Origin of the sequence: Pelagicoccus sp. SDUM812005 (genome assembly GCF_031127875.1) — a bacterium.
GTDB lineage: Bacteria > Verrucomicrobiota > Verrucomicrobiia > Opitutales > Opitutaceae > Pelagicoccus.
In genome coordinates this window covers 189,655-203,680 of the sequence record NZ_JARXIA010000004.1, presented here as the reverse complement: position 1 = coordinate 203,680, position 14,026 = coordinate 189,655, and the positions used below count along the sequence as shown (strand labels likewise).

General features: G+C 58.8%; 12 protein-coding genes. 5 read left to right on the top strand and 7 right to left on the bottom strand.

The annotated features are described in order from the left end of the window. Positions 1 to 35 precede the first annotated feature (35 nt). Positions 36 to 1,280, top strand: a complete 1,245-nt coding sequence (locus tag QEH57_RS07130) for a class I SAM-dependent RNA methyltransferase (RefSeq protein ID WP_309006012.1) — start codon at positions 36 to 38, stop codon at positions 1,278 to 1,280. 90 nt (positions 1,281 to 1,370) lie between these two features. Here QEH57_RS07130 and QEH57_RS07125 read toward each other — a convergent pair whose 3' ends face one another. Together QEH57_RS07125 and QEH57_RS07120 are read right to left on the bottom strand one after the other, a co-directional pair. Beyond that, a complete protein-coding gene (locus QEH57_RS07125; RefSeq protein WP_309006011.1) occupies positions 1,371 to 1,766 on the bottom strand; it encodes a response regulator in 396 nt (131 codons plus the stop codon). A 112-nt stretch (positions 1,767 to 1,878) separates the two neighbouring features. Then, complete coding sequence (locus QEH57_RS07120; protein ID WP_309006010.1) at positions 1,879 to 2,373, bottom strand: UvrB/UvrC motif-containing protein; 495 nt, start codon at positions 2,371 to 2,373, stop codon at positions 1,879 to 1,881. Positions 2,374 to 2,484: 111 nt separating this feature from the next. Here QEH57_RS07120 and QEH57_RS07115 point away from each other — a divergent pair, with 111 nt between their 5' ends. Then, positions 2,485 to 2,931 (top strand): OsmC family protein, encoded by a 447-nt coding sequence (locus QEH57_RS07115; protein ID WP_309006009.1) that lies wholly within the window; start codon positions 2,485 to 2,487, stop codon positions 2,929 to 2,931. A gap of 78 nt (positions 2,932 to 3,009) precedes the next feature. Further along, the gene (locus QEH57_RS07110; protein ID WP_309006008.1) at positions 3,010 to 4,437 is read left to right on the top strand and encodes an alanine/glycine:cation symporter family protein; all 1,428 of its coding nucleotides are present in this window, start codon (positions 3,010 to 3,012) and stop codon (positions 4,435 to 4,437) included. A 20-nt stretch (positions 4,438 to 4,457) separates the two neighbouring features. Here QEH57_RS07110 and QEH57_RS07105 read toward each other — a convergent pair whose 3' ends face one another. From QEH57_RS07105 to QEH57_RS07090, 4 genes are all read right to left on the bottom strand, one after another. After that, a complete protein-coding gene (locus tag QEH57_RS07105; RefSeq protein ID WP_309006007.1) occupies positions 4,458 to 5,429 on the bottom strand; it encodes a carbohydrate kinase in 972 nt (323 codons plus the stop codon). A gap of 47 nt (positions 5,430 to 5,476) precedes the next feature. After that, on the bottom strand, positions 5,477 to 6,865 hold the full coding sequence (locus QEH57_RS07100; protein WP_309006006.1) for an MFS transporter: 1,389 nt from the start codon (positions 6,863 to 6,865) through the stop codon (positions 5,477 to 5,479). 161 nt (positions 6,866 to 7,026) lie between these two features. Beyond that, positions 7,027 to 9,549, bottom strand: a complete 2,523-nt coding sequence (locus tag QEH57_RS07095; RefSeq protein ID WP_309006005.1) for a TonB-dependent receptor — start codon at positions 9,547 to 9,549, stop codon at positions 7,027 to 7,029. 330 nt (positions 9,550 to 9,879) lie between these two features. After that, positions 9,880 to 10,896 carry a helix-turn-helix transcriptional regulator gene (locus QEH57_RS07090; RefSeq protein ID WP_309006004.1) on the bottom strand — a complete coding sequence of 339 codons (1,017 nt, stop codon included), beginning with the start codon at positions 10,894 to 10,896 and terminating at the stop codon, positions 9,880 to 9,882. A gap of 169 nt (positions 10,897 to 11,065) precedes the next feature. On the opposite strand from QEH57_RS07090, the gene gtfA reads away from it, so the two are divergent. Further along, positions 11,066 to 12,529 carry a sucrose phosphorylase gene (gene gtfA / locus QEH57_RS07085; protein WP_309006003.1) on the top strand — a complete coding sequence of 488 codons (1,464 nt, stop codon included), beginning with the start codon at positions 11,066 to 11,068 and terminating at the stop codon, positions 12,527 to 12,529. 43 nt (positions 12,530 to 12,572) lie between these two features. Here gtfA and QEH57_RS07080 read toward each other — a convergent pair whose 3' ends face one another. Continuing rightward, entirely contained in the window at positions 12,573 to 12,854 is a 282-nt protein-coding gene (locus tag QEH57_RS07080) for a hypothetical protein (RefSeq protein ID WP_309006002.1), read from the bottom strand. A gap of 146 nt (positions 12,855 to 13,000) precedes the next feature. Between QEH57_RS07080 and QEH57_RS07075 the strand changes: the two genes are divergently transcribed. Beyond that, positions 13,001 to 14,020, top strand: coding sequence for a tetratricopeptide repeat protein (locus QEH57_RS07075; protein ID WP_309006001.1), 1,020 nt, complete (start codon positions 13,001 to 13,003; stop codon positions 14,018 to 14,020). Positions 14,021 to 14,026 lie beyond the last annotated feature (6 nt).

Here is a 14,026-nt window from a genome sequence, read left to right as displayed (position 1 = left end):
CTCCCTCTCCTCCCCCCTACACCACTTCCCAGACCATGAGCGAAAACGAAACTCCCGCGCCACGCGTCCCGCGCAAATTCAAGCCCGAGCCCTTCCAGTACCACCAGGAAATCGAACTGGAAATCACCACCCTCACCAACATGGGACAAGGCCTCGGCCGCATCGACGACTGGGTCGTCATGGTCCGCTTCGCCCTCCCCGGAGAGCGCGTCCGCGCCCGCGTCTACCGCAACGACAAGAACTTCTCCGAGGCCGACCTCGTCGAGGTCCTCACCCCCTCCCCCCACCGCATCCCAGCCCCCTGCCCCGTCTTCACGGAATGCGGCGGCTGCCAGTATCAGCATTTCGAATACTCCGCCCAGCTCGAGTGGAAGACCCAGCAAGTCAAGGAGCTGCTCTGGCACATGGTCCGCGTCGAGCACCCCGTCCTGCCCGCCATCGCCTCCCCCAAGCTCTACGGCTACCGCTCCAAGCTCACCCCCCACTTCAACCTCCCCCGCGGCGACCGCCCCATGAGCATCGGCTTTCTCAAAGCCGGCACCCGCAGCCAGTACGTCGAAGTCGAGCATTGCCCGCTCATCAGCGACGAGATGAACGAAACCCTCACCCGCGTCCGGGCCAAAACCAAGGCCCGCCATCAGGAAAAGCCCTTCAAGAAAGGCGGCACCCTGCTCATCCGCGAACACCTCGACGGCGTCTCCACCGACCCCAAGCAAACCATCCGCGAAAAGGTCGGCGACATCACCTTCTCCTTCATCGCCGGCGAGTTCTTCCAGAACAACCCCTCCATCCTGCCCGCCTTCACCGGCTACGTGCGCGGCAAGGCCCGCGCCGCCGGAGCCAAGTACCTCGTCGACGCCTACTGCGGCTCCGGACTCTTCACCCTCACCGCCGCCCAAGACTTCGAGCAAGTCGTCGGCGTCGAGGTCTCCGAGCAATCCATCGAGTACGCCCAGCGCAACGCCGCCGACAACCAGATCGACAACGCCAGCTTCGTCCTCGGCGACGCCGCCTCCATCTTCGAGCAGATCCAGTTTCCGGGCGACGAGTCCGCCGTCGTCATCGACCCGCCCCGCAAAGGCTCCAGCGAAGACTTCCTCAACCAGCTCATCGCCTTCGGCCCCAAGTCCGTCGTCTACGTCTCCTGCAACCCCGCCACCCAAATGCGCGACCTGCAGGTCCTGCTCGCCGGCGGCTACCAGATCGAAGAGATCCAGCCCTTCGACCTCTTCCCCCAAACCCGCCACCTCGAGTGCGTAGTCGTGCTGAAGAAGGCCTAAGCCAGAAGAGAGAATCCAATAAAAAACGCGGCCGCTCCCCTTGGAACGACCGCGTTTTCGAAAATCAATGCCCCCTGGGGGATGGCGAAACTAGTTCTCGCCCGCCAACATATCCGCGACCACCGCTTCCAAGCTCGCTGGCTTGAAGGGTTTCGCCAAAGCCGGGTACTCCTTGCCCGCAACCTTCAGCCGCGTGACCTTGCCCGCTTCCGTCGACTTGCTGAGCAAGGACGTCAAGAAGAGCACCTTCAGGTCGTGCATCCGCTCCGTTGCGGTCAGCTTCTTCACCGCTTCCGAGCCATGCATATCCGGCAACAACACGTCGACGATCATCAAGTCCGGCGTATCGCGCAGCGCCATCTCGATCGCGAAGCGACCTTCGTGGCTCTCCTGCACGTCGTAACCTTTGGATTCCAAAAATGTGGAGAGCAGACGGGACGAGGCTTTGTCGTCTTCTAGGAGGATAATTCTTTTCGCTTCGGGCATGGGAAATGTAGTGTGGTTTTATGAACTAGATCGGCAGATCCGGCCTGCTATCGAGGACTAGGGCTCACATTCTCCCGCCTTTTCCCCTTTTAGCACTTATTTCAAGCATGGCCTAGAACCCGTCCTTGCCGAGAGCCTTGATCTGGTCGCGGACCTCCGCAGCCATCTCGTACTCCTCCCGGCTCACGTACTCCTCCAAACGCCGCTTCAGCTTCGCCAGCTCTTCCGCGGAGACCACTCGCTTCTTGCCCCCGGGGACCTTGCCCAAATGGCTTCCTCCCCGATGCAACTTATTGATCACCGCTTCGAGCTTCCCTTCGAAAGTCTCGTAGCATTTCGAGCAACCCAGCCGGCCGTGCTCCTTGAAGTCCGCCGGCGTCAAGCCGCAGCCCGGGCAGGCCCGCTGGTTTTCCTTGGGCGCCTTCGGCTGCATGCCACCGTTTTCCGCGTCGATCAAGTCCCAGGCCACGCCCTGCAGGCAGGCCTTCGCCTTGGGACAATCCGCGCAGATCCCCATCTTTACAGCTTCGCCATCCACAACCTTGGTCAGATGGATGGAAGTCGGCGCAGCGCAATGCGAACAGTCTTTGGGTCGGGCTTCACTCATTTGCTCAAAAAGGCCATCCCCTTTACTTCGGCCTGAAACCTGCAGAGCCGCAGCGAAAAGATAGATTTTTTCAACCTTCACTCCTCGCAGCGCCCACCTCACAGTCCCTGCATGTCCGAACACATCGCCACCCTCACCTGGAAACGCGGAGACGCCGCCTTCGACTACAAAAGCTACTCCCGCAACCATAGCTGGGATTTCGGAAACGGCACCGAAATCACCGCCTCCGCCGCTAGCGACTACCTCGGAGACCCCGACCAAGTCGACCCCGAGCAAGCTTTCGTAGCCGCCCTCGCCAGCTGCCACATGCTCACCTTCCTCGCCATCGCCGCCATGAGCAAGATCACCGTCGAAAGCTACAACGATCGCGCCGTCGGCCACCTCGAGAAAAACGAAGCCGGCAAGTTCGTCATCACCCGCGTCGACCTCTATCCCAAAATCGTCTTCGCCGACGGTTCCGCCCCCAGCGAAAAGCTCCACGAGCGCCTCCACCACAAAGCCCACGAAGAGTGCTTCCTCGCCAACTCCGTCACCTGCGAGATCGTCACCCACCTCTGACCCTCGCTCGCGCCTCCCCACCCCATTCCCTTGCCTTCCCTAGAAACCTAAAACCAAGCTCCTAGCGCCCAAACTCACGTGTCCGAAATCGTAGACTTCCTCAACAAGTACATCTGGTCCAACTGGCTCGTCGGCCTCTGCCTCCTCGCCGGGCTCTACTTCTCGGTCGCCACCCGCTTCCTCCAGCTCCGGCAAATCCCCGCCATGCTGCGCTACCTCTTCTCGGGCAAGGAATCGGCCGCCGGACTCTCCTCCTTCCAAGCCTTCGCCCTCGCCGTCTCCGGCCGCGTCGGCACCGGCAATATCGTCGGCGTCGCCACCGCCATCGCCATGGGCGGACCGGGCGCCGTTTTCTGGATGTGGGTCATCGCCTTCCTGGGAGCCGGCTCCGCCTTCGCCGAAGCCGCCCTCGCCCAGATGTACAAGAAGGAGATCGACGGCGAATACCGCGGCGGCCCCGCCTACTACATCGAGCAAGGCCTCGGCGTCAAATGGTACGCCGTCGTCTTCGCCCTCTCCACCATCCTCGCCACCGGCCTCCTCCTCCCCAGCGTCCAGTCCAACTCCATCGGCGCCGCGGTGGAAAACGCCTTCGGCATCTCTCCCTACCTCACCGGCACCGTCATCGTCGCCCTGCTCGCCGTGATCATCTTCGGCGGCGTGCACCGCATCGGCCACGTCGCCCAGATCGCCGTCCCCTTCATGGCCCTCGGCTACATCATCATCGCCCTCATCGTCATCCTCGCCAACGCCTCCGAAATCCCCGCCGTCTTCGGCACCATCTTCCGCAACGCCTTCGGGCTCGACCCCGCCCTCGGCGGAATGCTCGGAGCCGCCATCCAATGGGGAGTCAAACGCGGCATCTACTCCAACGAAGCCGGACAAGGCACCGCCCCCATCGCAGCGGCCACGGCAGAAGTTAACCACCCGGTTAAGCAAGGGCTCGTACAAGCCTTCTCCGTCTACGTCGACACCTGGTTCGTCTGCACCGCCACCGCGATCATGATCCTCATCACCGACTCCTTCAACGTCTTCGACGGCGACGGAAAGCCGATCATCGAAAACCTCGAAGGCTTCCCCGCAGGCCCTATCTACACTCAAACCGCCGTCGACAGCCTCCTCCCCGGCTTCGGCTCCGCCTTCATCGCCATCGCCCTGCTCTTCTTCGCCTTCACCACCCTGCTGGCCTACTACTACTACACCGAGTCAAACCTCGTCTACCTGCTCAAATCAGGCCCCGCCCGCCAACGCGCCACCCAACTCGTACGCGTGCTCTTCCTCGGCCTCATCTACTACGGCTCCGTCAAGTCCGCCTCCATCGCCTGGGCCATGGGCGACGTCGGCGTCGGCCTCATGGCCTGGGTCAACATCATCGCCATCCTGCTGCTCAGCCCCCAAGTCTTCCGTTGCCTCAAAGACTTCGAAACCCAGCAAAAAGCCGGCAAGGACCCCGTCTACGACGCCCAAGCCGCCGACGCCCCCCGAGCCACATTCTGGAAGAAGTAGCTCGTCGTCGCCTTCGCAGATTACAGGTCCACCAGTTCTGACGATAGTTTCGCCAGAACCTCTTCCCGCGTCGGCAATGAGGGAATAGCCCCGTATCCAGAAACCGTTACGGACGCTGCCGCGCAGGCAAAGGTACAGGCGTCTTCGAGCTTATCCACATCATCGAACGGAAACTCAAGTTCGACAAATCGATGCAAGAAAGCCCCCATAAAGCTGTCCCCTGCTCCCGTGGCATCCACGCACCGGGCGGGGAACGCGGAGACATCGAATCGAGCCAAATGGTTCGCGCACAGGCAGCCCTCCGAATCTAAACTCACTAAGGCAATGCGAGGCCCCTTACCCATCAGACGCTTCACTGCAGCCCTCCTATCTTCCATCCCCGTCAAAAGCCTCAGCTCTTCCAAACTCACTTTAAGAATATCGACCAAGGGCAGGATCGACTCTACCCAACGGATGGCCTCATCCTCGCTGGCCCAAATTCCTTCCCGGTAGTTAACGTCCAGGGAAATCAGGCCAGCCGCTTCCTTCACTCGACGGATGGCCTCCAGCGTCGCCGCGCGAGACGGCTCCGAACTCAGGCTGAACGTTCCGAAGTGCAGAATCGAACACGAGTCGAAGCAATCGGATTCCAGCCTAGTGCCGTCCAACAGCGTATCCGCGCCCGGACAACGCACAAAGGAGAAATCGCGGTCGCCATCCTCGTCAAGAGACACAAAAGCCTGGGTCGTAGAAGCTCGGTCCGTACGCTGAATACCTCGCACATCTACCCCTTCCCGCTCGAAAACCTCACAAAGGAAATCGCCCCAAACATCTTCGCCCACACAGGAAACCAAACCGGCATCTCCGCCCAGCCGGGCGATCGCCACAGCCACGTTCGCAGGGGCGCCTCCGGCACACGGCTTGAATGCCTCAGCCTCAAGCAAACGACCGCTCTTTCCCATAGCGACGAAATCCACCAATGCCTCGCCAATGCAAAAAATACCTTTCTTCATAACGTATCCTTTCGTTCCCTACACTTAACCCCAACGGAACCAGCCCCTCACGCGCTAGCGTTGCGCGCCCGACGGTCCGCAAGTTCGGTTTCCATTCTGCGGAGCGTGCCACGATCGATCTTATAAAAAACCATCAGCAGTCCTCCTCCCAAGAAAAACAAAGCCGGCAAGGCATTCGACATCAGACGAATCCCCATGAGCGACGTATCGCTTTGCTGCTGGTTCGCCACAAACCCGAACCACGCGAGGATGAAACCTGGCAAGGCTCCACCTACCGCCGAGCCGAACTTCAGCGAAAACATCGATGCCGAGACCGTGAGCCCCGCGCAGTTCTTGCCTGTCTTCCACTCTCCGTATTCCGCGCAATCCGTGTACATGGCGAAAAGCAGCGTTATCACCACGCCAAAGGTGAATATCCCGAGCGTGTGCAGCACCACCGTTTCCATGTACGCATCCGGAGAGACGAAATAGCATGCGAACAACAAGCCTGCATGCAGCAAGTTCGCTCCAACCATCAGCGTTTTCTTGTCTCCTCGCTTCACCAAGCTCGGCGTCACCAGAGCCCCTAGGAGCTGACCGACCAACCCGCAAGAAACGATAAACGACGTGCGGTCCATCCAGAGAAAAAACGTTCCATCGGAATGGCCCAAATAGTACTTCGTGTAGAAAGCCAGAGAAGCAAAGCGAGCGACAAGACCGACTACGATCAGGATTCCTGCAAACATGAGCACAATCCATGATCCGTTTTTCAGCAGAGCAGCCATATCTTCCCGTACACTCGAGTTGTGCGCCTTGGGTTGAATGCGCTCCTTTGTCGTCGCAAAGGTGATCCAAAAAATCAATACGGACAGAATAGCGAACAATACGATCGTCAGCCTAAATCCCAGCAGCTCGTCATCGCCACCGAAAAAGTTGACCAGTGGTTTGGCCATCGCCCCCACCGTCAGCGTTCCAAGGGAGGCGAACACGAAACGAAACTGCGTCGCCTTGGTTCGCTCCTCCGCAACCGGAGAGATCACCGCCAGAAGGGCCGAGTACGGGACATTGATCGCCGTGTAGGCGAGCATGACCAAAGTATAGGAAACGTAAGCGAAGGCGAGCTTTCCAAACTCCGATAGGTCTGGCCCCATGAACAACAGGTATCCAAGCAATGCATACGGAATCGCAACCCACAGCAAATAAGGACGATACTTGCCCCAGCGGCTTTGCGTACGATCCGCGATCAAGCCCATAGCGGGGTCGCTAATCGCGTCGACGATTTTGGTGACCAGCAACATCGTGGCCGCCGCTGCTGGCGATATCCCCCACACGTCCGTGTAGTAGTAGAGCAGAAACAAGCCAAAGAACCCCATGTAGAAGTTCGAGGCCATATCGCCCAGGCCGTAGCCTATTTTCTCTTTGAGCGACAAGCGCTCCGTTGCGGGGTATTGCGTCATGGGGTAATTGGGGTTTGAAGGGAAAACGTATACGGGATTTGGAAAAAAAGGAGTAAGGATCACCGCTCGCAAAGAGCAAATCCTGAGCGGAAAAACTGCTGCCCGAGCTTAGCCCGGGCAGCGTTCCTCATCTCCTTGTTCTTAGCCTAAAATCAGCGCGACTAGAAGTCGTAGCGGAAAGTCAAAGCCGAGGAAGTTCCGGCGATGCCACGGGCTCGGATGATTCCGTTGTCAGGGATCGCGCCTTCTTCAGACTCGCTCAGACCAAACTCGTCGAAAGCATTGTTCACGGTCAGCAAGACGCTGAAGGAATCGCTAAAACGGTAGCTACCGAAAAGATTCACGTACTCGTAGCCCGGCATGACTAGCACGTTGTCGTCCTGGGCATAGGAATCGGTAGTACCGATCAAGCTGCCTCCGACCGACCACTTTTCCGTATTGTAGCTCGGGCTGATTTGATACATGAGGTCCGCTTGACGACGTGGTGTATTTCCAACTACAGACGGATTCAAAGCGTCCGAGGTGATCTCCGCATCCGTCCAAGTCATTCCGACCTTCAAGTCAAAGTTGCCTCTGCGGTAGCTGCTTTCGAGCTCCAAACCGGTCGCTTCATAGACGCGATCCAAGAAGACCTGAGTCGTCGCTTCATAGTTTTGCTCCTCCGTTTCCGCGAAGAAAGCCGTGGCGAAAAGTCCAAGGACACCGCCAGCGAAATCGTCGTTCGCATACTTGATGCCGGCTTCGAACTGCTCGACGATGTCTACCGCCGCGTCGTCGTCGCGAAGGGAGCCGTTCGCCAAGATGTTCGGTCCAAAGAGCAAGCGGTCAGCATTGGCGCGTCCCCCTCGGCTGAAGCGAGCAAAGGCCGCGTAATCCTCCGTGAAAGCGTAGTTGCCACCCACTGACAGCGAGTAGTAGTCCCAATCGTAGTCAACAGGGCTGCGATTCGCCGTATCCACAACTTCGATGCTCTGCTCTGGGATCGAAATCGATCCATCCTGATTCAAGTCCACATCCGTCTCATAGCGAGTACCCGCATAGGAACCAGTCGCATCGCCAAAGTCGAAGCGCACGCTCGCATCCATGTTGAACTTACCTTTCTCCATCGCGAGAGCGATGTACGGAGCGTTGATGCTGTACTCCGTATCGTAGTTGCGATGCAGACCACCCCAGAATGGAGTTCCATAAGCAATCAATCCACGATCCGAATACGACAGTCCGTCGGAATCGAAGACGTCGACCAATTGCGCGTCGCTCCCCTTGACCTCCAGCAGGTAGGAATTCCAGAGCCAGTCCATATTGATATTCTGAGTGGAATGGTAATACCCGAGAGTCAGATCGTAGGTTGCAGAGTCCGCTCCATTGAAGTGGCGAGTCAACTTCAGGTCATTGACCATATTATTGAAATCGTTGAGCTCCGTATCGAACATGTGGACACGCATCAACAGACCGTTCCCATTTAACGATGCAGGATTGATAAGCGAACCTTCATTTTCCCCAGTCGCATAGCGAAGCGTAGAGCCCGCGCCCGCTACCGAATCTGCGATCTCCTGGGCCGGAGCGACTTGAGCAGGAAACGGAGCGACAAAACGACCGCTGTTGTCGGAGTAGCGGAATCGGTCCACCAACTTCCAATCACTATTAAGGTCGAACGAAAATTCAGCTCCAAAGGCAGTCGAAAGAGAACGCAAGCCTTCCTGTGGGTCGCTCACGCGACGGTTACCATTCCCATCCGTCCCAATATTCTCGATGAACGCGGGAGTATGGGGCGTATCCGTAAGCGGATCGAAGCCCGCCAAAGCTCCCATGCTTGGATTCGCGTTCGTACCGGAAACCATGACCGGCATCGGCATGTAGGTCACAGCGCGATCGTCCAAGTGCTTGAAGAAAAAACGCGCGTAACCGTTCTCCATGAACTTGGTGAAGTTAGCCTTGATCTGCCCACCTTTGTTTCCGTCGTAGCCCGCGTCCCTAACGCCTTCTCCTACACGATAGTATCCACCGACATGGTACTGCATATCATCGCCCAGTGGCTTACCGTAGTTGAAGTCCAAGCGCATCGAGTCATAGTCGAGACCAGTAGTAAGCCCGAGGCTGCCTCCTTCGATCGCGCCGGTACGGCTGATGAAGTTGACGATGCCGCCAGGAGAGTTGCTGGCGAAGGTCGAGGCGGAGCCACCACGAATGGCTTCCACACGTTCGGTCGTATAGTCCGGACGAAGAAATCCATCCGCTGTACCAAAGGCGATGTCGCCGAACTCGAGAATCGGCAAGCCGTCTTCCTGCAACTGCAGGAACTTCGCGCCGCCAGCAGCAACCGGCAAGCCGCGCACCGCGATGTTCGCGTTGCCGTCGCCCGAAGTAGCTTCCGAACGGATGCCGGGGATGCTGCGGAAAATTTCCGCTGTGGAACGAGGAGCCGAAGGAACTAGGTCGCCAGCATCGACCGTACTGATCGCCACACTGGACTTTACCTTGGTCGTTTCCGCGGCCACACCGGTAACGACTACGCCTTCAAGCAAGAAGACTTCCGCATCCGCGTATTCGTCTTCCTTGTCCTTGGGGGCGGAAAAGCCGCTTGCAGCAAAAACGCCGCATGCGAGCAAGGGGGTGATAGCTGGACAGATGCGAATGCCAAGCGGGGCACGCTCCTGTCTCGTTGAGGTAGTTAGATTAAGCTTCATTGATCTAAACGGGGTTGATTCTTTTTGGGTAAATCGCCTCCTAGGAACCCTCTTGGGCAGTGGAGCGAAGGACGCTGGGGGAGCCTCCTGGGTTATGGTCATTAGCATCCCTCCCCGCTTCCCCTTCCGCAACAGGACAAAACTGGACAAATCTACGAAGAAAGGGAGAAACATGCGAACAGCCCGTAAAAAAATACAATCCAGCCGAAATACGCGCCCCACCCTGTCCTAGCGCCCCCGCAGCACTATCTATAAGGTCCAATCCACGAACCAGCGGTTACCGGCACGGTATCTTGGATACGCCGAATAACAAACCAGCGAAAGCGCCGCTTACTGCTCGCCCGGGCGTAAATTGCCTTGGATAGGACGATTCTTCTCGTCGTATCCATAATGGTATTCTTCGTGGTCGCCGCGCACGAGCTTGGGCTGCGACTCAGGCCTTCCACTCTCGTTTACCAACTTCTGCCGGTAGTCCTTGGGAGTCATATCATAGCGCTGGCGAAAGACGCGGCTAAAGTAGTTCGGATCGCGAAACCCGCAGGCAAGGGCAATTTCCTTCACGCTCAACGTCGTATCCCGCAAGGCGAAGAGGGCGTTGTCCAGGCGGATTCTCATGATGTAGTTCGTCACCTTCTCGCCCAATTCGTCATGAAAAAGCTTGGACAAATAATTCGAGCTGCACCCTAGGGAATCCGCCAGCCACTGCACCGAAAGCTCCGGATCCTGCAGGTGATTGCGAATCAACCATTGGCACCTATACACGCGTTGCGACTCCACGCTGGCCGAGCCGTCCTCAGTCGCGATCATGTTCAACAGCAGCGAAAACACGCCCATCATCACGCCTTGCAAGCCAAGTTTGGAGTCCGGAAGCGTGCTGTGGAACAGCCCTGCGCTGAGGTTCAGCATCGACACCAGATCCGAAAAATACGGCGTTTGGTAGAAGAAAATATCAGTCGCCCGCGGAGTCATGCTCTCGTCCGCTCGCGCCAGATGCACCGTCACCGTCTTGCTGTAGAAGCAGACCACCACGTTTTCAAAAGGCGTATCCAGATTTTCCACCGTTTCATGGTGCGGCACTCCCATCGGCATGATGCAAATTTCTGGAGCCCGCACCAGCAGCTCCTCTTCCGGGCAACGGAAAAGCGTCGCTCCCCCCGTCTGCACAAACAGCTCCGGCTTGAAATGATAAGCCATATCCCTCTGCCGCTCGTACAGGTGCTTGGGCTGCGGCACCCGGATCGGAGCCTGCCCCCGCTTCAGCGACTCCTGGCGAGCGCGGAAGGTCTCGCGAAAGGTTTCGATTAGTTTAACGCTCTGGGAAGCGGGACGTTCAGGATAGTGGAGCACTGCGAGGAGGGGTCTATGCTAGGATTCTTTGTTTTATCTAGGTTAAGAACCTTTCCCGAGCAAGCCCCCGCCCTAATCTAAATCCCATAAGTTCGAAACCGAACTCGCTAACCCCGCTCGCCCCAGAACACCCGCGAGCCCCCTCACCATTCACCCCTTGTCATCGCAAATGAAAAACGGCATTCAACTCATCACTTACGCCAACTCGCTCGGAGGAGACCTATCCCAGCTCGACCGCTTCCTCGGCACCCATGGCAAAGAGACGCTCTCCGGCGCCCACATCCTCCCTTTCTTCCCCTCCAGCGCCGACCGCGGCTTCGCCCCCATGACCTACGAAGAGGTCGACCCCGTCTTCGGCAGCTGGGACGACATCGAAGCCATCGCCAGCAAGGCCGACCTCGCCGTCGACTTCATGGCCAACCACCTCAGCCAACAGTCCCACGAGTTCCAGGACTTCCTCGCAAACAAGGACCAGTCCCCTTGGAAGGACTTCTTCCTGCGCTACAAGAACCTCTGGCCAAACGGCGACGCGCCCGCCGAAGACCTTGCCAAAATCTACACCCGCAAGCCACGACCCCCTTACTTCGAGGCCACCTTCGCCGACGGCAGCACCGAGAAGATCTGGTGCACCTTCGACTACGAGCAGATCGACCTCGATCTTCGCCAAGACGTCACCAAGGAATTTTTCCGCAAAACTATCGGCGGCCTCGTCAAGCGCGGCGCCAAGATCATCCGTCTCGACGCATTCGCCTACACCACCAAGCGCCCCGGCACCAATTGCTTCTTCCTCGAGCCCGACGTCTGGGAAGTCCTCGAATTCTGCGACCAAATCGCCTCCGAAGGCGGAGCCATCCTGCTCCCCGAAATCCACGAGCACTACAGCATCCAGCTCAAGCTCGCCGAAAAAGGCTACTGGGTCTACGACTTCGCCCTGCCCATGCTCGTGCTGCATACCCTCTACAGCGGTTCCGCCAGGCGCCTAAAAGAATGGTTCGGGATCTGCCCGCGCAACCAGTTCACCACCCTGGACACCCACGACGGCATCGGCGTGGTAGACGTCGCCGACCTTCTCAGCCCAGAGGAAATCGAGGCCACCAAAGACGCCCTCTTCAAGCAAGGGGCCAACGTCAAGGCCATCTACAACTCCGCCTCCTTCGGCAACCTCGACATCTACCAGCTCAACTGCACCTACTACTCCGCCCTCGGCAACGACGACGCCCGCTACCTCATCGCCCGCCTCCTGCAATTCTTCGCCCCCGGCATCCCACAAGTCTACTACGTCGGCATGCTGGCCGGAAAGAACGACATCAAGCTCGTAGAGGCCACTCGCAACGGCCGCGACATCAACCGCCACGACTACACCAACGAAGAAATCGAGGCCGAGGTCCAACGCCCCGTCGTGCAGCAGCTCTTCCAGCTCATGAAGCTACGCAACAACCACCCCGCCTTCGACGCCGAGCTACAAGTCCTTCCCAGCGACGACGACGAGTTGCGACTCCGCTACGCCGACGGCCCCCACCACTGCGACGCCCATATTGACCTCAAGAACCTCCGAGCCACCGTCAAGGCCTCCGCCACCGACAACCCTAGCGTACCGCAAGAGTTGACCATAGGGCAGGCGCTAGCCAGATGAGCCGTCACTGGCCAGCCTCCCCCTCGCCCAGCTCCGAAAGGGGCTAGATATTCCAGCGCGTCTTCGCCTTCTGGGTCGGCTTGTGGACCTTGAAGAGCTTCGGGTCGTGCACCCGGTTCGCCTTTTCCGCCGTCTCCTCGTCGAGTTCCTTCAGCAGCTCCATGACCTCCACCAAGGCGTGTGACTTAGGGATGTCGCGGGCGTTGCTGTGGGCGTAGTGCCCTTCGCAGTACACGTGGATCGCCTTGCCGATCGACTTCGCAGCCTCCCGCACATGGTCGTTGATGTAGCCCTCGTCATTCGGTTCGTAGCGCCCTTTTTCCATAGTCGCTAAAACCAAGTCCTCCGCCCCTCCCCTGTAAATCCCATTTTAAGCGGCAAGGACGCCCCGCGACCAAAAGGATCGGCAAAAGACGTAACCTCTCCCCCGCCAAACGAGTATTCCAGCAGGCCACGCAATGCCCAATCGCCATGAATGCTCGCCCACTCGCCACCCTTATCTGCGGCGCCCTTTCCCTCGGCGTCTCCCTTCTCGCCACCGAAACGCCGTCCCTTCCCGTCCCGCATCTGGAGGCGACCGCCGCGATGCGAGCCTTCCTCTCGCAACATGAAATCCACCCCGAACTGCCGCCGCTCCTGCGGATGCAGCGCATCCTGGACGGGCTCTACCAAGGCGAGCGCCCCTTCGCCTACTCCGCTCGCGAAACCTTCTCCGCAGCCGAAGCGTTCCAACACAAGCGCGGCAACTGCGTCTCCTTCGCCATGCTCTTCGTCGCCCTCGCCCGCGAGGTCGGCCTCGACGCCCGCTTCAACCAAATCGACTACGCGCCCGTCTGGGAGGAAATAGGCGGCATCCTCGTCGAAACCTCCCACATCAACGCCATCGTCACCGTAGCCGGCAAGCAATACGTCGTGGAAGGCATGCCGGAGTACGCCGCAGTCGCCGCCCGCCACCGCAACCCCGTCCCCGACGAGCGCGTCCTCTCCCACTACTACAACAACTCCGGCCTGCTGGCCCTCGCCCTCCACGACACCGAGCAAGCCAAACGCCTCATCGACCAAGCCCTCGCAATCGATCCCAGCAACGGCATCGCCTGGCAAAACCTCGGCCTCTACCACTTTCGCCACGGCGAGCGCCACGCGGGCGAACAAGCGCTTCTCCGCGCCGTCGAACATTCGCCGCTCTCCGCCTCCGTTTGCTACCTGCTAGCCGAATTCTACGAAAAGACCAGCAAGCCCAGCGAAGCCGAAAAATACGCGAAGCTCGGAAGCAAGCGCTCGAAAAAGAATCCCTTTTTCCACTACAAGAAATCCCAGGACGCCCTCGCCGCCGGCGACCGCAGCAAATCGATCAAACACTTGGAAAAAGCCCTCTCGCTTCTCCCCGACTACCCCCGCTTCCAAGCAGAGCTCGCCCAGCTCAAATCCGGACTCAAAAACCAAAGCAAGCTCGCCCACCAGACGACTCCCCTCCACGCCAACGAAATCTAGTCCGCA